Annotated in this window: 18 protein-coding genes; 9 read left to right on the top strand and 9 right to left on the bottom strand. The window is 42.4% G+C overall.

The features are described 5' to 3' along the window. Window positions 1–298: 298 nt before the first annotated feature. Entirely contained in the window at window positions 299–823 is a 525-nt protein-coding gene (gene cgi121, locus AOB57_RS10795) for a KEOPS complex subunit Cgi121 (protein WP_054299394.1), read from the bottom strand. An 818-nt stretch (window positions 824–1,641) separates the two neighbouring features. Between cgi121 and AOB57_RS10790 the strand changes: the two genes are divergently transcribed. After that, the gene (locus tag AOB57_RS10790) at window positions 1,642–1,842 is read left to right on the top strand and encodes a hypothetical protein (RefSeq protein ID WP_167829601.1); all 201 of its coding nucleotides are present in this window, start codon (window positions 1,642–1,644) and stop codon (window positions 1,840–1,842) included. A gap of 707 nt (window positions 1,843–2,549) precedes the next feature. Here AOB57_RS10790 and AOB57_RS10785 read toward each other — a convergent pair. The 3 genes from AOB57_RS10785 to AOB57_RS10775 are packed head-to-tail and all read right to left on the bottom strand — an operon-like array spanning window position 2,550 to window position 6,356. After that, entirely contained in the window at window positions 2,550–3,341 is a 792-nt protein-coding gene (locus AOB57_RS10785) for a cytochrome b (protein WP_054299396.1), read from the bottom strand. Between the two features lie 13 nt (window positions 3,342–3,354). After that, a complete protein-coding gene (locus tag AOB57_RS10780; RefSeq protein ID WP_054299397.1) occupies window positions 3,355–5,145 on the bottom strand; it encodes a nickel-dependent hydrogenase large subunit in 1,791 nt (596 codons plus the stop codon). Beyond that, window positions 5,145–6,356, bottom strand: coding sequence for a hydrogenase small subunit (locus AOB57_RS10775; protein ID WP_054299398.1), 1,212 nt, complete (start codon window positions 6,354–6,356; stop codon window positions 5,145–5,147). The genes AOB57_RS10780 and AOB57_RS10775 overlap by 1 nt, the downstream gene beginning before the upstream one ends. Before the next feature lie 465 nt (window positions 6,357–6,821). Between AOB57_RS10775 and AOB57_RS10770 the strand changes: the two genes are divergently transcribed. Then, entirely contained in the window at window positions 6,822–7,736 is a 915-nt protein-coding gene (locus tag AOB57_RS10770; protein ID WP_054299399.1) for a peptidoglycan-binding domain-containing protein, read from the top strand. 261 nt (window positions 7,737–7,997) lie between these two features. Here AOB57_RS10770 and AOB57_RS10765 read toward each other — a convergent pair whose 3' ends face one another. The 4 genes from AOB57_RS10765 to AOB57_RS10750 form a co-directional block, all read right to left on the bottom strand. Beyond that, entirely contained in the window at window positions 7,998–8,483 is a 486-nt protein-coding gene (locus AOB57_RS10765; RefSeq protein ID WP_054299400.1) for a hydrogenase maturation protease, read from the bottom strand. An 83-nt stretch (window positions 8,484–8,566) separates the two neighbouring features. Then, entirely contained in the window at window positions 8,567–9,349 is a 783-nt protein-coding gene (locus AOB57_RS10760; protein ID WP_054299401.1) for a cytochrome b, read from the bottom strand. Window positions 9,350–9,373: 24 nt separating this feature from the next. Continuing rightward, window positions 9,374–11,149 carry a nickel-dependent hydrogenase large subunit gene (locus tag AOB57_RS10755; protein ID WP_054299402.1) on the bottom strand — a complete coding sequence of 592 codons (1,776 nt, stop codon included), beginning with the start codon at window positions 11,147–11,149 and terminating at the stop codon, window positions 9,374–9,376. A gap of 7 nt (window positions 11,150–11,156) precedes the next feature. Beyond that, complete coding sequence (locus AOB57_RS10750; protein WP_226999473.1) at window positions 11,157–12,302, bottom strand: hydrogenase small subunit; 1,146 nt, start codon at window positions 12,300–12,302, stop codon at window positions 11,157–11,159. Window positions 12,303–13,519: 1,217 nt separating this feature from the next. Between AOB57_RS10750 and AOB57_RS10745 the strand changes: the two genes are divergently transcribed. The 7 genes from AOB57_RS10745 to AOB57_RS10715 all read left to right on the top strand — a co-directional run bounded on the left by AOB57_RS10745 (window position 13,520) and on the right by AOB57_RS10715 (window position 18,827). Further along, on the top strand, window positions 13,520–13,780 hold the full coding sequence (locus AOB57_RS10745; protein WP_054299404.1) for a HypC/HybG/HupF family hydrogenase formation chaperone: 261 nt from the start codon (window positions 13,520–13,522) through the stop codon (window positions 13,778–13,780). Window positions 13,781–13,798: 18 nt separating this feature from the next. After that, entirely contained in the window at window positions 13,799–14,917 is a 1,119-nt protein-coding gene (gene hypD, locus AOB57_RS10740; RefSeq protein ID WP_054299405.1) for a hydrogenase formation protein HypD, read from the top strand. After that, window positions 14,910–15,332, top strand: a complete 423-nt coding sequence (gene hypA, locus AOB57_RS10735; protein ID WP_054299406.1) for a hydrogenase maturation nickel metallochaperone HypA — start codon at window positions 14,910–14,912, stop codon at window positions 15,330–15,332. Before hypD ends, hypA begins: the two co-directional genes overlap by 8 nt. Before the next feature lie 18 nt (window positions 15,333–15,350). Further along, window positions 15,351–16,019: a hydrogenase nickel incorporation protein HypB gene (gene hypB, locus AOB57_RS10730; RefSeq protein WP_226999698.1), complete on the top strand. Its 669-nt coding sequence runs from the start codon at window positions 15,351–15,353 to the stop codon at window positions 16,017–16,019. A 143-nt stretch (window positions 16,020–16,162) separates the two neighbouring features. Next, window positions 16,163–17,209, top strand: a complete 1,047-nt coding sequence (hypE, locus tag AOB57_RS10725; RefSeq protein ID WP_054299408.1) for a hydrogenase expression/formation protein HypE — start codon at window positions 16,163–16,165, stop codon at window positions 17,207–17,209. Between the two features lie 348 nt (window positions 17,210–17,557). Next, a complete protein-coding gene (locus AOB57_RS10720; protein ID WP_054299409.1) occupies window positions 17,558–18,085 on the top strand; it encodes a gamma carbonic anhydrase family protein in 528 nt (175 codons plus the stop codon). A 322-nt stretch (window positions 18,086–18,407) separates the two neighbouring features. Then, window positions 18,408–18,827, top strand: a complete 420-nt coding sequence (locus tag AOB57_RS10715; RefSeq protein ID WP_054299410.1) for a hypothetical protein — start codon at window positions 18,408–18,410, stop codon at window positions 18,825–18,827. Window positions 18,828–19,178: 351 nt separating this feature from the next. Here the strand turns inward: AOB57_RS10715 and AOB57_RS10710 are convergent, their stop codons facing one another. After that, window positions 19,179–19,472 carry a hypothetical protein gene (locus AOB57_RS10710; RefSeq protein ID WP_054299411.1) on the bottom strand — a complete coding sequence of 98 codons (294 nt, stop codon included), beginning with the start codon at window positions 19,470–19,472 and terminating at the stop codon, window positions 19,179–19,181. Window positions 19,473–20,099 lie beyond the last annotated feature (627 nt).

The following is a 20,099-nucleotide window of genomic DNA, read 5'->3' as shown; positions in this document are numbered from 1 at the left end:
CATTTTCTGCTTGATATAATCTGCTTCCTGATAACGGAATTTCTTTTCGTTATTATACTTTGGATGTTTATGTGATCTCTTGATTCAATACTATATTAAAGAATCTATTGGCCAAACCGGAAGACAGGTGGGAGATGAGAGCGTCAACTTCCCCACAATCCGAAGATAATGAGTTCGTATTTTCGTATAGTTACAAAGCGCATATAATTTATGAAAGGGGGAAACCGATACCGTATTTACCCTGATAAAGAACAGAAATGAGAAACCGGATATTGTAGACGTAGCTTGAGATAGACTTTCACTTTACAAAATCTGCCAGTGCTACTCTTTCAATAACAAGTTCAGGAATATGTTCTTCCCCTGAGGCTTCTATTTCGGCATTACTGATGCCGAACAGGGAAAGAATTTTCTCCCTTTTGGAATTTGAATAAGCAAGCAGTTCGGAACAGGGTCTTTCGAGAATCAGTTTTCGGATTGCAGAGAGGGCGAGAACCAGATTATCCATTTTTCCAAACAGTACGAATACAGCATTGTTTTCCCCTTTATGCAACCCTATCGAAAAACTCCTCTCAATTTGTCTTTCCCCGGATGCGTACCGCATAATCTCGATTCCGGGGTCTTTCGCTATGTTTCTGCCCGCAGCAATTGCCCTAAGAGCTTTTCCTACTGCATAATGAAGATGCCTCTCACCTGCAATCAGGTCTGCATTTAAGCCCTGGATAATGACTTCATTTTCGGAAGCTATCGAATTTATTGTTTTTAGAAAGTCAGAAAGCTTCGGGATATTTACATTCCCGCAGATTACCTGGATTTCCCTTTGCATTTCCATAGTCCTGCCATAGCGCTGCCTTTACAATAAGGATTTCGGTTGTGGAAAAATTAGTGAGTAAAGACTCATAAAATCTGAGAGCCCTTATTCTTTCAAATACACATCACTCTATTTAGTGAGACAGTTAATAATAAATCTATATGTTATAGTATTATCATGATTAACTGATCATGATTAACTGATCAACTTTTCTCTAACCTAACTAATTAATGTCATTAATTTTGCATATCTACCTCAGGCACACTAAGCTTGAATATAGGTTACAAACAGAATGAAAAGATGATGTATATTTTAGTCCATTGCTATATTGAACAAATAGGTACTTTTTCTAGTTTTCTGCGGAATGCGAGAAAGATTTATAGAAAAATAATATTATTAAAGATATATTAGCAAAAACTTGACTAAATAACTTTACCTTTCAGTTAATATTGATTACTTATTTATATTTCTATAGTTTTTATATTTCTTAAATCATAAAACTCATGGTAATACAATTTGAGATAACTTTCATCGGCAGTCATCAGCATATAAAATGAAGATTGAAAAAGTTACCAATGCTTATACCCTTCCAGAGATGAATCTGGATGGTTAACTGGAAAAAACAAAACTTATTGATGCATCTACCGATTGGAAGTGAATCAAAAATCAACAGCCTTCAAATTGCATCAAACTAAATAATAATTGGGAGTGTAGACAAATGGGAAAACAAATATCTGACAGAACTAAGAAGATACTGGGTATTTCTATCCTAGTTTTGCTTGTAATGTCAATGATGGTCGCGGTAGTGAGCGCACAACCTACAAGGGGGCGAGATGACGATGATGACGATCGAGATGGCTGGAGAGATGGCGGTCGGAATTGCAGGTGGGTCTGTGATGACTGGGATCGACAGCGGTTCTGTAAAGACTGGGGCGGCCGGGGCCGAGATTGGTTCTGTAAAGACTGGGGCTGGAGATGGGTCTGTAAAGACTGGGACTGGAGATGCTTTGGGCGAAGATAAGAACTATACGTGAATAAGAAACAAGTAAAAACAAACATAAAAGCTATGTATAAAAGTTAAAACTACCTGTGACTTGCTTACTATAGCACGATAGGTTTCGTAATGGGACTTATCTTTCAGTTTATATTTTTCGATTAGCCGACTATTTTTCTACCTATGTTCAAATACTTTTACTTATCATTTTTGATCACTTATTTAATCTACTTGACAAATACCTATCTGTCAAGCTCCCTTTGCCGTACCAGAAAATTGCCTTGTAGTGCTCTTTAACACATCCAGGTCCTGTTCAAGAGTTTTTCTATAGAGCACGAAGTCAAAGACAAAAAAACAGGCGGCAAATAGTTCGTATTACAGATTATTCCTTAAGACTTATTATTAAACAGGAGGCAAAGTTTAGAGTATAGAAGAAACAAGGAAAAGTAATGAGAAAAACGAATAAATTTAAGAATGAAATAAAAGAAAAGCCGAGAATTCTCAAAAAGGGCCCTTAATTACCAAACATTTGAGAACAACCTCAACCACAGTTAACCAGAGCACTACCACTGAAAAAAGAATCAAGAGGTTGAGGATGATCTGGCTGAGTTTTGTCCGAACTGCCGCCAGTTCATACATCCTGATTCCCGTATATAAATAAGAATGGTAGGTATATAATCGTTTTTAAATAGGTACACATGTCAATATTTATTTCGGAGTTGATATTTCTGCTGCTGGAATTTACTGTCAGTGCTCTCCTGCCACTCCTTTTTGCTCACCCTCCTCAATTACTTTGACAAAATGTCTGTCCGAGAGATCTTCTTTTCCGGACCAGAAGATCGCCTTATGATATTTCCAGGCATTCGGATCAAGCTCAATTATTCCTACATGGATTATAAGCTCAAGGACAAACCAGTAGGCTGCAAACAAGTGTAAAAAGCGGAGCAGTGCCAGACCGTTTTCATTAACCAGGGATGCAAAATACCAGGCTACAGAGAGTATCCATTCTGAGATTGGAATTCCAAACGGAGCCCAGGTAAGACTATAGAGTACAATCCCAGTGACTGCCACCAGGAAAATTGACAGGCTTTCGAAAACAAGCAAAATCTTCATCGCGGGATGAAGTTTCGTAACATAATGCTCGCTACGCTCATCATAGATTGTATAAGCCGGATACCTGCCTTTTCCAAAGAAATTTTTGATTGTACCGATAAGGCGCTCTGCATCGGCTCTCCCGAATATGTAAGACTCTTTGAAATGCTCTATGCGGTGCCTGATGCTACATTTTTCTCCTTTGCAAGAAAATATGTTATAAGGGACCAGAAGCCAGTTTGCAACCAGGAAAAAGGGAACAGCGATCATATGCCAGGTTCTGGCTGCATCAAAGGACATGAAATCCCAGCCGGCATAGATTTTGAATCCTGTAATAAGCAGGACAAACATAGCAATAAGGTGCACCAGATGAGTAACCCTCTCAAGCCATGTATAGCGCTCAACAACCTTTCTTCTGGAAGCGGGTCTTTCGGCTGATCGTACCATAATCCAACCTCCTTTAAACTACCCTGATAATGTGATCAGGATTCTTTCCGGTTATATCAATTGTATGAATTGCACAGGCAAGGCAGGGATCATAGGAACGAGCCGTATGCAGGATTCCCAGTGGATTTGCATAATCCACTCCAAGGGCATTTTCCGCAGCCGAAATCTTTGTCCCTATAAGAGCCTGCTCAGCAGGGCCTGGAATCCCCTGCCCATTCCGCGGCGCAAGGTTCCAAGTGCTTGGAACTACAGCCTGGTACAGGGTTGTCATGGAATCCGAATCTGTAGCTACCCAGTGCCCAAGGGCACCACGCGGGGCTTCCCACAATCCCATTCCTTCGGAATCCCTTGCCATGGAAAGTTCTGTGTGTACTGCAACCTTTCCGCCTGCCTCAAGATCCTGACTGAGCCATTTCAACAGCTCGGGAATCACTATCAGAATCTCCTGCATTCTTGCAAGCATACGAGTATAGTTGTTTGCAGGAGAGTAGCCGTTTTCCTGGAAAGTTCTTGCAAGACCCGTAATAAGAGGTTCTCCCATAACCAGAAGTCGGGCAAGCGGGCCGACCTCACAGGGAATGCCGCTATAATTAGGAGCCTTTACCCAGGAGTAACGGCTTTCCGAACCTCTGGTATAATCGATTTCATCAGGATTATCCTCAGGGTTTGTAACCCCATTCCAGGGAGGACGGTCTGCCTCTTCATCAATATAGAATGCATGAGTGATATTTTCTGAAATCTTCCTGTGATCAAATTTTTCAAGCTGCAAATTTCCGTTCATATAGCCTGATGGAATAACTTTGTCTTCCGCGGGGCTTGTCGGATCGTAACCATCCCCGTTCTCAGGCTTGAAAAAAACTCCATAAGAAAGAAAACCGATTGTGTTAGGATCTTTATAGCCCCCTGAACGGTCAAGTTTCAGGCTAACTGGCAAGCCAAGCAGAGTCTCTCCAACCAGTTCCGAACCGAAAGCCGCAAAAAGCGGAACGTCTCCCCAGCCTGAAGCATGTGAAAAGTCATTGCTGTTAAGAGAATCGTCCAGAAGCTCCTGCAGGCGCTCAATAACAAAATTCACAGCACTTTCCGGGGAAGAAGCCCTGTAAGTATTCTCAATCCAGGTTTCCGGAGGCACCCCAAGTGTAAAGTTCTCAACAAATTTTGCAGTCTGTGAAATATACGAGATAAGTTTCTGAATATCTGCAACAGTTGGAGAGTAAACCACCCCTCCGACATGCTGCAGCACGGGATGAGGCATTTTGCCTGCAATGAGAGCAATACCTTCGTGAAGGCGGCGGAACTCCCTGAGAGCAGCAACATAGGAAGAACCGGCAGGATAACGGGTACCTCTCTCCTGGTTTACAAGAGGCATAAAACGTCCGGATAACTCTCCCCATACAGCATTTCCAACATCTCCGTATTGTGTGAGAAGATCTCGGTAAGCGGGATTTGCAAGATCCGGACCCCAGAGCACATAAATATGAGCTGCATGGCTGGCTATAAAATTCATTGCCTGATGAACATTCCGCATAACAAGGGCATTTTTGGGAACCTGGTCTGCAACCCCGAAAAGGTCATCCAGAGCATTTGCTGCAGTTATACTGTGACAAACCGGACAGACCCCGCAGATTCTCATGGTAAAGAGAGCTGCATCCCTGGGATCATGGTGTTGAAGAGCCCTCTCAAAACCCCTGAAAACCAGGCCATTGCTCTGAGCGTCAGTAATCACGCCGTCCTCACTGACCTCAGTATTGATCCTGTAATGCCCTTCAATTCTTGAAAGGGGATCTACGGTTACCTCTACCATTATTTTTCACCTCCTGCCCTCTCTAATGCGCTTTCTTCAGTGGTGCCTTCCTTTTCCTCTGGCTTTCTCAAAACTGTCCTTCTTAAGGCATGGGCACCTGCAGCAATAAGCCCCCCTGCTATTGCTACCCCTGCTATGGTATCGAGGTTAGTATTGACGATTCCGGCGTCTTCTATCTCCACATAGAAAGGCCTGGTGCTATCCGGAAAACCTGGCTGTACGCAGCCTATGCATGGAGAGCCAGCCTGCGGACAGAAATTGATATGGCCGTTCCAGCGGCGTGTGGCACAGTCTGCGTGAGAGTAAGGTCCCTTGCATCCAAGTTTCCAGAGGCATTTTGGTCCGCCTACTGTAGTCTCAAATTCTCCACGGTCATAAAACCCACGTCGCGGGCAGTTATCATGCACTGTGTAGTCTGGGGGGTAGAAAACCTTAGGACGATACCACCTATCCAATACTTCAGGTAAATCGTCAGGCACCCTGATTTTCCCAAGGGCGATTGCGCCTACGGTTAAAAATACCCAGTCAGGATGGGCAGGACAACCGTTAACATTGACAACGGGCGTATCTATCCCTAGCAGATCTACAATTCCTTTTGACGAGTCTTCCCGAGTAAAAGCAACTCCACGATGGTCCATGAGATCATTGATCTCACTTTCAGCGGCATTTACTCCACTGTTGGTTGCACACTGCCCGATTGCAACAATTACTGAGGCGTTTCTCGCAGCTCTTTCGAAAACATCCCTGTAGATCTTTCCTCCGAGAACCATGTATTTCCCGGAACCATGAGGCCCGTTTGCGATTGCACCTTCTGCAATAAGCACATAGCCTCTTTCGTTTTCCAGAATTTCTTCCAGCAGGACTTCAGAGTTCAGATCACTCGTATTTGCAAGTTGTCCATCTACGAAGATTCCTTGTTGCATCATCAGTACCTCATGGTAAAGCAGGTTGAGGTTAAAAAGCTGGAGAAATTCCAGTATGTCCGGGTTTTCTCCGTCCAGCATTGAGATGCTACATCCCGAGTCCATTACCCCGTGAAGCCAGAGTACTTTGGTTTCAGGTAGCCCATTAAAGGCTTTAGCGATATCGCTTTTATAGATTTGCAGAAATAGCGAAGCCCCCATTGCCCCTACAGCCTTTATAAATGTCCGTCGGTCCATTTTTATGAAATCGAGATTTTTAAACTTTTCAAGTAAACTCTCATTATTCATTCTACTTCCCCCATGTCGCAAATAATTTTATATAAGACATATAAAAAAAGGAATCCAATATATTAAAGACTATCACATCTTCAGACCTCACTCCACAAGTAATCTTTTTATATCGCAGCCAGGGTATTATTCAGGGCTAATTCAAAAAATAGAAAGGCAAAAGCTTGAACGAAGGCCTCTCTTTATCAGATTTCTATAAAATCCTGTAGAAGATGAATCTGTTCTGAGAAATTTCAAGCATATCCGGATAAACCAGAGATGTCCTCCGAAATGGTTTTTAATACATTTAATTTATAAAAATAGCCGTGTACAGCCGTGTACACTTAAAAATAAATATAGCTTTTCTAAAACCTTATATATTTTAATATCACTATTTATTTATTGAAATTTTAAGGCTAGTAACATTTAGTATTAATACTGCATCTTTAAGGGAGAAAGCTTGCAGCAAAGTATGGGGGATAGAATATGACTATTGGGGATGGTCACGACTTAAGATCGCCGAGATTTGCAGGCGATGAGGTTCTGGAGGCTTGTTATGACAACGAAAGAGTTCTCCAGAGAGGGGATAGCGGCTCAGCAGTAAGAAAAGTTCAGCAGGCTCTTATATTCCTGGGTATTCCTGTGCCCGAAACTGGAGCCAGCGGTACTTTTGATGAAGAAACCGAACTGGCAGTCAGAAGCTACCAGGAGGCACGCGGACTGAGGGTTGACGGTATTGTGGGGCCAGAGACTATAGGAAGCCTGGATGAAGAGTTTGTCACAGGCACGCCTGAGGCTTTACCATCAACAGAGCCAAAGGTATCGGATGTTCCGAGTCCTTTATTCCCGGAATCTCCGGTTCGGACACCAAGGGCATCTCCGGTTGGACCAGCAAAGGCACCTGAAGTCCCACCGGTAGAAGCGCCCAAGGCTCCACGAGTATCGGCGCCTGCAGTCAAAATACCTCAACCTCCTGAAGTACCGGTAGCTGAACCTCCACTGATGGCAACGCAGGCAGTTCCGATCGATCAACCCCAGGTTCGTGTAACTAAACCGATTACTCCACCTGTGACCCAACTACCCCATACAGTTGATAGTCAGGGGCGCAAATTCCTTACTGCAGGGACCTGGAGAGGGAGCAACTATTCTTTTGGAGCTGAAGCCGGCAAATCAATACGCCTTGAGTTGAGAAACCTCAAGACCAACGAATCAAGCGTCCGGATAAAAACGAGCACAGGAGAATACAGAGAATCCGTACTTCTACCTGACACCCTCATGAATTTGGAATTTTCCGCAGTAAGTGAACCCATTATATGGAGATTTTACATTGAAACAGACAGGGAGGATTCTTTAATCGAGTGGAAGCTTTATAGCAATTGGGTACCGGGAAAACCCGAATAATCCGTAAAGGGAAAAGAGAGTGCATTAACCCTGAAGGGAACTAAAATTTGCATATTCCCTTCAGGCAGATTCTTAAAATAGCCGTTTTATCCAGCAAAATTTTAAGTTTAACTTATTTGCATGCAGGGTTCAGAACTGCTCGGTCTGCTTGCTCAACGCGCTCTTTAAGGGCTATATTCATCCTGTTAAAGCTTTGTTCAGTATCATCAAGCAGAAAACCTAAAACAAGACCTGAATCAAAGTAAGTTAACAAAAACAAGATTAAAGCGAGGAATAGACTTCTTCTTTGATAAGCAGTATGGCCTTATCCACGCCATTAAGCACATTGGGGCTTATCTCCTGTGTAATCTCAGTAACGGGAGAACCTATCTCAATTCCAATAGCTACGACTTCCGGAAGCGATTGGACCTGTTCTCCTATTTTCAATACATCAGTAATTGTAAGGTCATGCATCGAAACCAGAGGGTGAGGCTCGGTACCATCCAGTAAGTCCTTTCCTTCTATACGGTGTACTGTACCAGGAGGGCTGTCTGCCAGAATTGCATCCACTATAATGACTTTCCTGGCACCTTCGAGCAGGTTTAAGAGATCAAGTCCGCAGACACCTGCATCCTCGATATCAAGGTCTTTGAGGTCTTTAAGTTCGGTTTTGTGAAGGGCCTCAATCACTTTGAGACCAATACCGTCATTTCCCATTAATGGACTTCCGCATCCCAGGATGCGGACTGGAGCATGTAATATAGACATATTCTCACTTAATTAAAAGGTGTACAGGTTTTTCGAATATGCCTATATTACCTTCTCCAGTTAAGGTTTTTCTTTAGCAATTTTCAGTGTTTTGAGTGCTTTTTTTCCTTGGCATCAAACCTTGAATATTTCTCTATGTACTCTGAGTAGTGAGGGTCTGAGAAATCTTCTTTTCCTGACCAGAAGATAGCTTTATAGTACTTCCAGACATTAGGGTCAAACTCCAGAATACCCACATGCACTACCAGTTCAAAGATAAACCAGTAAGTCAACGCCAGGTGAAGTATTCTGTAGAATTGAATAGCAGTCAAATCGAAGTAAGGCGCAATTAAGTTTCCGATCGAAAGAATCCATGACCCTATTGGCAGCCCGAAGACTGACCAGTCAAGCTTATACAGTACAATGCCTGAAACCGCAATCAGGAAGATTGCTGTACCCTCAAATACAATCAGGATCTTCATTACGGGATGAAGTTTGGTCTCGTAGTGACCTTTTTCTTCATCATAGATGGAATAGGCAGGATACCTGCCCTTCCTGAAGAAGTTTTTAATTATACCACCCAGGCGCACTGCATCCTTAGGACCAAAAATATAGTGATCCGTAAAATGCGAGATCTTTCCGAATACTCCACGACCTTCGGAAAAAATATTGTATGGGATAAGGATCCAGTTCACTGCAAGCAGGAACGGAACCATTATCATGTGAAGGGCACGGGCAGTACTGAAACTCATAAAGTCCCATCCCGTATAGATCTTTAACCCGGTAATGATGAGCACTATCATCGCAATAGCATGGACAGTATGAGCTATCCTGTCAGTTATTGTATAGCGCTCAACAACCATTGACCGGTTGTTATTAGATTTCATTGTGGGTCATCTCCTTGTATATACTTAAAGTATTCTTAGAGTATTTGGAGCACGCTTCCCAGTCAGGTCAATGGTGTGGACTGCACATGAGATGCAAGGATCATAGGATCTGCCCATATGGTAGATACCAATTGGATTGGTATAATCGACATCTCCGACGGGGTTAATTTTTGAACCAATGAGGGACTGTTCAAGCGGGCCAGGTATGCCTTTGCTGTCTCTTGGGGACATTAACCAGGTACCCGGAACTATACACTGATAGTTAGTGACCTTTCCATCGCTTCCAGCAGAGACCCAGTGTCCGAGAGCTCCACGAGGTGCTTCCCATAAGCCCATTCCCTGGTTATTCTTAGCTGCATTAAGGTCTACAGGCACGGAGATCTTTCCTCCTGGCTCATAGTCAACTGTTACCCAGTTGAGAAGTTCATATGCGAGAACTGCAACTTCCTGCATACGAGCCAGCATTCTGGTGTATACATTAGCTGGAGAGTAGCCGTTCTCAGCCAAGGCCTGAGCCAGACCGGTTACAAGCGGCTCTTTTATATTCAGCATGCGTGCAAGAGGCCCGACTTCACCTGGAATTCCGTCGTATCTCGGAGCCTTATCCCAGCTGTACTGGCTATCCGAGCCTCCTGTGTAGACGATTTTATCTGGATCCGTAAACGGAACGGTTTCGCCTTTTAATGGTGGGAGGTCGTTATTACTATTATCGTAGAAGGAGTGAGCAGTACTCTCCGTAATCTTGTCTGGATCAAATTTCAGGTATTCGAGATTACCTGATACCACACCTGAGGTGAAAATACGGTCTCCTGCCGGGCTCCTCGGGTCGTATCCGTCTTTGGGCTTGTAATATCCACCATATGAAACAAAGCAGATCTTTGAGGGATCCTTGTACCCACCGATTGTATCAAGTTTAAGGCTTGCTGGAAGGCCAAGGAGTGTTTCTCCTACAAGTTCGGAACCAAAAGCTGCATAAAATTCCACGTCTCCCCAACCTGCCTCTTTGGAGAAATCATTGGATGTAGTTGATTTGTCAACAAGACCCTGGAGATGTTCAGTAACAAAGCTTACTGCTTTCTGAGGAGAGCTTGCCTTATAGGTATTTTCTATCCAGGTATCGAATGGAACTCTCAGAGTATGCTTGGATACGAAGTCCATGACCTCCAGATAGTAGGTGGAAAGTTTGGTTATATCTGCAACAGTAGCCGGGTAGGTATATCCACCTGGATAAAGGGATGCAGGGCCAGGCATTCTACCGGCAATAAGTGCAATAGCCTCATGAAGACGCTTCTTTTCAGGAATTGCTGCCAGATATGAACTTCCCGCAGGTACAGCCGTGCCATCTATCTTGTAGCTAATTGGGGCAAACCTTCCAACCATTTCTTTCCAGACTGCGTTTCCAGTGTCTCCCAGAGTTGTAAGAACATCTCTGTACGCTGGGTTTGAGAGGTCAGGGCCCCAGAGCACATAGATATGGGTTGCATGGCTTGCAATCATGTTCAGTCCCTGGAGTATGTTCCTCATTACAAGAGCATCTTTAGGAACATGTTCAGCGACGCCATAAAGGTCGTCGAGGGCGTTTGTGGCTGTTATTCCATGAGAAATAGGACAGACACCACAAATTCTCTGGGTAAGAAAGGCTGCGTCTCTTGGGTCCTGTTTCTGCAAAATGCGCTCAAAACCTCTGAATATAAGGGAAGATGACTGGGCATCAGTTATGACACCATTAGCATCTACTTCAGTAGATACGCGCTGGTGGCCTTCAATTCTGGTTAAGGGATCAACTGTAACATTTACCATTTTTCACTCACTCTCCTTTCATTCTCCTTACAGCATGCACACCTGCAACAACTGCAGCTGCTCCTACTGCAACCTTGGCTACCGTATCAATGTTTGCTCCGACAATTCCCACATCTTCACGCTCAACAAACAGTGGCCTTGCAATGTCTGGCCATCCAGGTTCTACACAGGCAATACAAGGGCCGCCTGCCTGGGTACACATGCTTACTGAACCATTCCATCTGCGAATCCCGCAGTCTGCGTGAGAATAAGGAGCCTTACATCCTAATTTCCACAGGCACTTTTCTCCTCCTACTTCTTCATCGAATTCTCCACGGTCATAGTACCCGCGGCGTGGGCAGTTTTCATGCACTGTGTGGTCTGGGGGATAGAAGACCTTCGGCCTACCGTAATCATCCACAATTGATGGAATGTCTTCAAGTTTAATCTTTTCGAGAATCATCGCTCCAAGGGTAAGAAGAACCCAGTCGGGATGAGCAGGGCAACCAGGGATATTAATTACCGGCTTATCGATTCCAAGCTCCTGAAGCATACCTCCATTTTTGTTAGTCTTTGAGAAAGCAACTCCTCTATAGTCTGTGTCCTCGGCAACATCGCTATCTGCAGAGGTGATTCCTCCATATGAAGCACATGTGCCTACTGCGACGATAGCAGTTGCGTTCTTTGCAGCTTCTGCAAGAGATTCTTTGAAAGGCTTGTTTCCAATGACCAGGTAGCGTCCTGTACCGTTCGGACCATTCGGAATTGAGCCTTCAACGACCAGGATATAATTGCCTTCCTTATAAGTTTCCTCGAGGAGTATTTCAGAGTTAAATTCGGCATTGTTTACAAGCTTACCATCATTCCAGATTCCCTGCTGTGCACAAATAGTCTCATGGAAAACAAGATTGACATTGAGCTTTTGTAGTGCCTGTACAAGGTCAGGATTGCCTGCATTTAAGAGCGATATGGAACAGCCTGTGCATTCTGAACCATGCATCCAGATAAGCTTGGTCTCTGCAAATTCAAGCGCATTTACAATCTCAGTCTTGTAGGTGCCCAGGAACGCAGATGCTCCCATTACACCTACTGCTTTCATGAAAGTGCGGCGGTCCATTTTTAAGAAGTCCACACTGTCCAGTGTACGGACAAGATTTTTTATTCCAGTACTCATCTCTACCACATCTTGATTTTACCCAAATTATACCTACGAAGAAAATTTCGAATAATTATCCATCGTAATTATATAAATATATACATAAATTTACGGTTAATGTTTTCAATGAGGGAATAGTATTTAAGGTTTTTTACACGATACGATAATTATATTAATTGGTTGCATTGCAAACTTATAATTCAGCAACAAGTATAATGAGCTTTCTAAATGAGTAAGAAATCTAATGTGCAATAATCGGCAATGTAGTACAAATAAGTGGAATTAAATCATTTTGAAAAAGAAAAGAGATTCAAAAGAATAAACTTAATTGCAAAAGTTAAAAGTTACCAATGAGATAGTAATTCATACTTAGAAATTTGCGTGTATTATGACAAAACGCATAAAAACAGGGTAAAGTGCAGAAAGATTTTAAAAGGCAAAGGAAAAGCTATTTTATTTGCAGGGAATGTTTAATACCTGAATCATCTCAATCGGGACTGAGGTGCCACTACATGAATTCGTGGTATCTCTGCTAATCCTGTTGAGGTAGAGATTTAATTTCGGATTTCCTATAGTTATTCTTGTTATTATAACCTTTAGTACTCTGAAAAAGGTTTTTAAGGAAAAACTAGGATTAAAAAGTGCTAAAAAAGTTTATCATATTGCATGAAGTTAAAGAAGAGATAATACTCAAGTTCGAATTATTCATACAATTTAAAACCTATGGAATTCATGCTCAGATAAAGTAATTTTAGGACTTTTCTCAAGAAACCTTCTAAAACAAATTCAATAGTAGGGCAAAAACATCTTTAAATTATACAAGTGAAGTGAAAAAGCAAAAAGAATATAATATAGAACCATAGAATTTTAATAAACAATTTTCGATAATATACATATTTAAAACGTAGAATTCAGCTCCTGTTTGTGAAACCTCCGTTCTTCTATTTGCGGCAAGTGAAGAAAGGAAAAACCTGTGGTTAAAAGCAGCACTCTAGAAGTAAAAAAGGAGATGGGGATGCGGGCTATTTAACCAATTAAGGAAGTAAACTGGATAGGTTTTTGCCCGGTTAAAACCTGTAAATATATATACCATACAAATATATATCTCCTGTAAAATAATTCCTATAAATATACTGATACAGGAATTTATATCATCCTGATACAGGAATTTATATCATGAAAAAAATAATTACCATAAACTAATAGAATTTTGAAAGAAAATATTTCGAGGTAACATGTGTATAGCTATTCCTGGAAAAATAGTGTCTGTCGTAGATGAAAGCACTGCAACTGTCGATATGGGCGGGGTTCGCAGAAACGTAAATATGAATTTGCTGGGAGGTGCCAGTGAGTCCATAATCGGAAAGCATGTCCTTGTCCATGTGGGATATGCAATTGCGGAAATCTCCGAAGAAGAAAGTGAAGAAACAATGCGCCTTCTCAAACAGATTGCAGGGCTTGAAGAAATCGACACCTTAGAAAGTGAATCCCCCTGAAAAACGGATGCTGATAAAATGGAAAACGGGAATTCTTCTTCAAAGCCAGACATTCCTGAGTTTGAGAAAAAGCTATTGGAGAGAATCAGGGGCTCAAAAACACCGCTTCGCATAATGCATGTCTGCGGAACGCACGAGAGGACCATAGCAAAATACGGGTTAAGGAATGTCCTTCCAGATAATATCGAGGTAATAAGTGGTCCCGGATGTCCTGTCTGTGTTACTCCTGAAGAGGATATAAATATTGCAATCGCCCTTGCGAAAAGCGGAGCAACTGTTATCACCTTCGGAGATATGATGCGAGTTCCCGGTTCGGCCGAAAGCTTGCTGGATGCAAAGTCTGAAGGGGCAGATGTGAGGATGGTCTATAGCATTGACGATGCAGTTGCCCTTGCAGAGAAAAAGCCAGAACTTGAGGTAGTTTTTTTTGGAATAGGCTTTGAGACCACAGTTCCTGCAAATGCGGCTGCCCTCTTAAGAAAGACTCCTGAGAACTTCAGCCTTCTTACCTCCCAGAAGCAAACTCCTCCTGCAATCGAACTCCTTGCCAGGGATGCAAATGTTGATGCATTTATAGCTCCAGGGCATGTGGCAACTATAATAGGCACAAAACCTTTTGAGCCGCTCGCAGAAAAGGGTTTTCCTGTCGTCGTTAGTGGATTTGAGGCAGGAGACATCCTCCTTGGTATAAGCCTGCTGCAGGCGCAGGTAGAGGAGGGCAGCTCAAGGGTAAACAACGGTTACCCCAGAGCTGTGAAACCTGAAGGAAACCAGATTGCCCTGAAAATGATGGAAAAGGTATTCGAAACTTCGGATTCGGAGTGGCGAGGTATAGGAAAAATAGAAAATTCAGGACTTGTGTTAAGGAAAGAGTTTGAGGAAAAAGACGCTGCAAAGAAGCACGAAGACCTGTATGCATCTGCTCTTGAAGAAGTCCAAAAGAAAGTTGGGAAAAAGAATAAGAAACGCTGTATCTGTGCAGCTATCCTTACAGGAAAAGCAAAGCCTTCTCAATGTCCGAACTTCAGGAAAGACTGTTCCCCGAAAAGTCCAGCAGGCCCATGTATGGTCAGCCAGGAAGGCATGTGCTACAACTGGTTCAGATACTCCAGAGAAGGAGGTAGCAATCTTGCATGAATTTTCTATAGCCTGTGAGATTTTTGATCAGGTAATCAGTACTGCTAATGCCAACGGAGCTACAGAAGTTAAGAAATTAACTCTCCAAATGGGAAGGTTGAGTCATACGAATCCCGAACAGCTCAACTTCTGTTTCAATGTCCTTGCAGAGGGAAGCATTGCAGAAAATGCGGATTTTGTTGTAGAAATGGTGGCGCCTACCCTTGAGTGCGAGTGCGGGTATGAGGGAGATATAGACGAAAGACAGATACGGGAGAGCAGTGCACTTAGAAGCGAACTTCTTGCTTATGTGGCAGCTATGGATTGCCCTATCTGTGGAAAACAGGCAAATATTAAAGGCGGCAGAGAACTTATAATCAAAAGCATCGAAATCGAAACCGAAGAAGATCGAACCGCAGATAGTAATAATAAGTAATTCCCCCAAGTGATGTTTATGTTAATGCATGTAATCCATATGGGACATGATGTCTACAAAGCAAATGACAAAGTTGCTGAAAAAAATAGAAAGAAACTTAACAAGCATAAGATTTTTTCAGTAAATGTTATGGGAGCTATCGGCTCAGGAAAGACCACTCTTATTGAGGAGGCAATCAGTCATCTCAAAGAAAAGTATAGAGTAGCTGTAATTGCAGGGGACGTAATAGCAGAGATGGATTCCTCCCGTTTCAGGAAACTTGATGTCCCCACTATCCCTGTAAATACCGGAAAAGAATGCCACCTGGATGCAAAGCTGGTGGAAAAAGCCCTGGATAAAATCGACCTCGATAACACAGATCTCCTGCTAATTGAAAACGTAGGCAACCTGATCTGCCCCGTGGACTTCAAACTGGGAGAGCACCTGAGGGTTGTAGTTGTGAGCGTGACCGAGGGAGACGACATTATCCTCAAGCACCCAATGATTTTTAAGACCGCAGAGCTTGCGATCATAAATAAAGTTGACATTGCCCATGCGGTTGATGTCGATGCCGAGAAAATGCGAGAAGACATCCTTTCCTTGAACCCGAATGTGCCAGTTCTCCTAACCTCGAAGCATGACTGGGAAAGCCTGGAAACCTGGATTGACTTTATTGAGCATGGAGTTAAAGAAACTCAGAAGAAATAACAAACCTGTTAAAAGGAATATAAGGTAGAAGCCGGTCAAGGAAAATTAAAACAGAAACCAGGTTAAGAGATTAAGATAAAACCATGAATACAAAAAAGTTAAATCGGATTGAGAAGACCCAGAGGAGTTAAAAGGAGACCCATATGAAATCCAATACTATTTCTCTTGAACACGGTGCAGGTGGAGAGGTCATGCAGGCACTTATAGGAGAAATAATTCTTAAAAATTTTCACAATAAAAGTGCAGGCTCGATAGGGCTTGAATGTCTTGATGACGGTTCCACCGTCAGGCTTGAAGGTCTAGACACGGGATGCGAACTCGTACTGACCACTGACAGCCACGTGATAACACCTGCCTTTTTCCCGAATACCAATATAGGAAGGCTTGCAGTTGCAGGCACTATCAATGACCTCACAGTTATGGGAGCAAAGCCGCTTGCTCTTACCTGTGCGGTCGTAGTCCCTGAAGGTTTTCCACTCACTGAGTTTGAGGAAATAATCAAGACAATGGACGAAACGGCTGCAGAAGCTGGAGTGCCCATAATAACAGGTGATACGAAAACCGTGGAGAAAGCCGCACTTGATTCAATTATCCTGAACACGGCAGGGCTAGGAATTACGGATAGCCCGGTCAGGGACTCAGGGCTTCAGGTGGGAGATAAAATCCTGGTCACAGGCACTATTGGCGACCACGGTATCTCACTTATGGCTCACAGGGAAGGTTTTGATTTTGATACTGACCTGGTCTCGGACTCAGCCCCGCTCTGGAAGCTAATAGAGCCTCTCCTTAAACTCAAAACTCTCGATGGGAAACCTGTCATTACAGCAATGAAAGACCCGACACGCGGAGGTCTTGCAAACGCCCTGAACGAGATGGCAGAAAAGTCAGGAACAGGGATTCTTATTGAAGAAGACTGGATTCCTTTCAAGCCAGCCGTTTCCGCAGCCTGTGAGATGCTGGGCCTTGATCCCCTTGAGGTTGCAAACGAAGGAAAGGCAGTCATCGGAGTAAGATCCGGTTTTGAAGAAGAAGTGCTTTCAATCTTAAGACAGCACCCATACGGCAGGGATGCGGCTGTTATAGGAGAGGTTACTCCAGACAATAAAGGTGAAGTAATCCTGAGAAACCGCTTTGGCGGCATGCGTTATGTCGATATACCTGCTGGAGACCCGATTCCAAGAGTGTGCTAAAGACTGAGTAATAGAGGAGTAAATCTTTTTGATTTTACTTTTCCTCCAGTTTTACTTTTTTTTCTATTTCTTTTTTCTATTTCTTTTTTCTATTTCTTTTTTCTATTTCTTTTTAATTTTATTTTGGGTCCAATTTTATCTGCATTTAGTTTTGCCTCTTCCCGGATTTTATCATACTATTTATTTATTATCAAACTTTATAATTTAAATAATAAAGTTTGATAATAAATAAATAGTTTCTAATAACTTTGCATCTGATACTAAAACAATCAGATTGCTTATTTAAATGCCTAGCAAGGCTAGTTTTATGAACAAAATAAAAGCCAGGGGAAACACGGAGAGAGAATTATGATAATGGATTTTAAAGGTAAAAGCCCAAAAATCTCAGAGACAGCTTTTATTGCCTTTTCTGCAAGCATCATAGGGGATGTTGAAGTCGGGGACCTTTCAAGCATATGGTTTAATGCCGTGCTTCGTGGAGACAGGAATAGAATAAAAATCGGTAATCGTACAAGTATCCAGGATAATGTGGTAATTCATGCAGACCCTGAGAACGGAGTTCAGATAGGAAATGAGGTAAGTGTCGGGCACGGAGCTGTACTTCACGGGTGCCGAATAGAAGACAATGTGCTTATAGGAATGAACTCTACAGTATTAAACGGAGCTGAAATAGGAAAAAACTCCATAGTAGGCGCGAACGCACTGATTCCAGAGGGAAAGAAATTTCCTGAAAACAGCCTGATTATTGGGGTTCCGGGTAGGGTTAAGAGGGAAATCGAGATATCAGAAATTGAAGCCATAGCAAAAAACGCTGCAGAATATGTTGAGTTTGTCAGAGAGTACAGGGAAGAGGTAAAAAGCAAGGAAACCCCTTGAGGAAGTAAATTAATGCAAATACTGAAGAGCACATTATTAAAATGTATTAAAATGGCAAAATTCAAAAAGAAATTTAGATTAGGTCTATCTTTTCTTCCTTTCTCTCGTCCCCTCTTTAGACTGCGGAAGACAGGATTTGAGGTATTATATAGATAGGATTTGAGGTTTTATCCTTATTTAGAATTTATCCTTGTTTAAGACTTTATCCTTAAATACAAAAAACTGAAAGAAAAATCAAATTTCTCATTACTTCTCTCTTTAGTTTCCTCTTTAATACTTTAAAGACATACAGAACAATACGATTAGATATGGAGAAACAGAAATGAAAAATATAAATATTATATATTATGGAAAAATAAAGCAGGCAAACATATATGAAAGCATGTTTGAATATGTAAAATGTTCTGCCCCTCTGGATTGTGAGATAGATTACATTGAAAACCAGCCTGAATATTTTGTGGAAGAGTGGGAGGCAGCAACGGATAGCGTTGCGTTTTTTGGGTATGACCCTATGAGAGATGCAGGAGAAATCGAGATCGATGGGCAAAGTTATACCCGTATAAGCCGGGGGGAAGCCGAGCTCAGTTATGTGCCCACTGACAACCTGTCAGAGATTCTGTATGTTATTTACCACTGCAACCACGATACTCGAAGTTGTAGCTGCACCGGTGAGATTTTCCAGACAAAGGAAGAAGCCGAAAAGAGAGCAAATGAGCTTGGAGGAAAAAGCGGCCTCTCCTGACCTTTCTTACTACTGAAAATTTAAAAGTAAAACCTGACTTAAAGTAAAACCTAAAAACCAGAACAGCCATATGAAAGCTGTGAATTTTCGGCTCTTCGCTATTAGCTAATCCCGGCTTCTCATATCAGCTAAACTCAACGGGTAATTTTAAGAGCGGATTCTAAGCTATTTTAAGGACAATCTTTATGCAAGAGAGCCGTTCGAATGCACAGGTTGCCTGGAGATATGCCTGCAGAATTTAACCTGAACCAGTCTCCGGAAAGATACGGAGGCTCTCAATCCTCGTTCTGCAGAGGGTAAAACCTGAATATCTCCCGTAATTCTACTGGTTCAGGGGTAGAATTAAAAAATTTATACGTTTCCTGAGACTGCATTCCGCAGGCAGGTTTCCCAGTCTTCAGGATGATCTATATTATCGCACTGCCACTCAAACTCACGCCTTGCAAGCCTGATGGTTGCGCGTGCCCTTTTGAGTGGAACCAGCTCTTTTCCTACATCACCTATACCACCAACCTCAAGGCAGCTTACAATGTCAATCAAAAACTTTTCCAGGCTTTCTGGCGGTATCGGTTCGTTCCTTGCATGGATTTCTGCACATTTTGCGAGATATTCTGCAAGTACGCTTATCAGTTTCGCGTCACGCATGATTCTAACTCCTTCATACGATAAGTGTCAACTCATCTTGTCACACTGGGCTTCAGACTTTTTCACAATCACAATGACAGGATATTTGTAAAAATGCAGACATATCTTCCTGAATTCAGCCCAGGATATCATTTAATCCTGATTTTCCAGAGACAGCGCCTTAAACAGCAATTAAAAATATGTATTTTTCGATGCTTAAAGTTTTCTAAATAATCGTATTTGGGAGAAACTATAAACGTTCGAGTTCCAGCCGGAAATTTGCAAGATCATACAGGATGTACTTTCGATTACTGTAACAGTCAGCCATATTCACATATCCTGCTTTTTAATCGACTGCTCCATCACAAATTTCTCCCTTTACTGTGTAGCTATCTGTGTTGCCCGGATACCTGATGTGCCTAAGCATTTAAATTCATCTGTGTATCTAGCCTTGTAGCACGAAGTAAGAATGTCGCGTACTATGGGCACAAGCTGGATAGAGTTATGCAAAAAGCATTTTCAGGATATGATCAAAGAATGAACATACCCCATAGTTGTAATGTTAGCAGCAATAATCAAATTTAATCAGGTTCTGGGATAGGCACAACGGAGATTAAAAATTATTCAAATAGTCATAGAGCAAACCTT

This window comes from Methanosarcina flavescens, assembly GCF_001304615.2.
In the GTDB taxonomy this organism is placed as follows: domain Archaea; phylum Halobacteriota; class Methanosarcinia; order Methanosarcinales; family Methanosarcinaceae; genus Methanosarcina; species Methanosarcina flavescens.
Note: the sequence above shows the minus strand (reverse complement) of the source record. Positions and strands in the feature narration are given on the sequence as shown.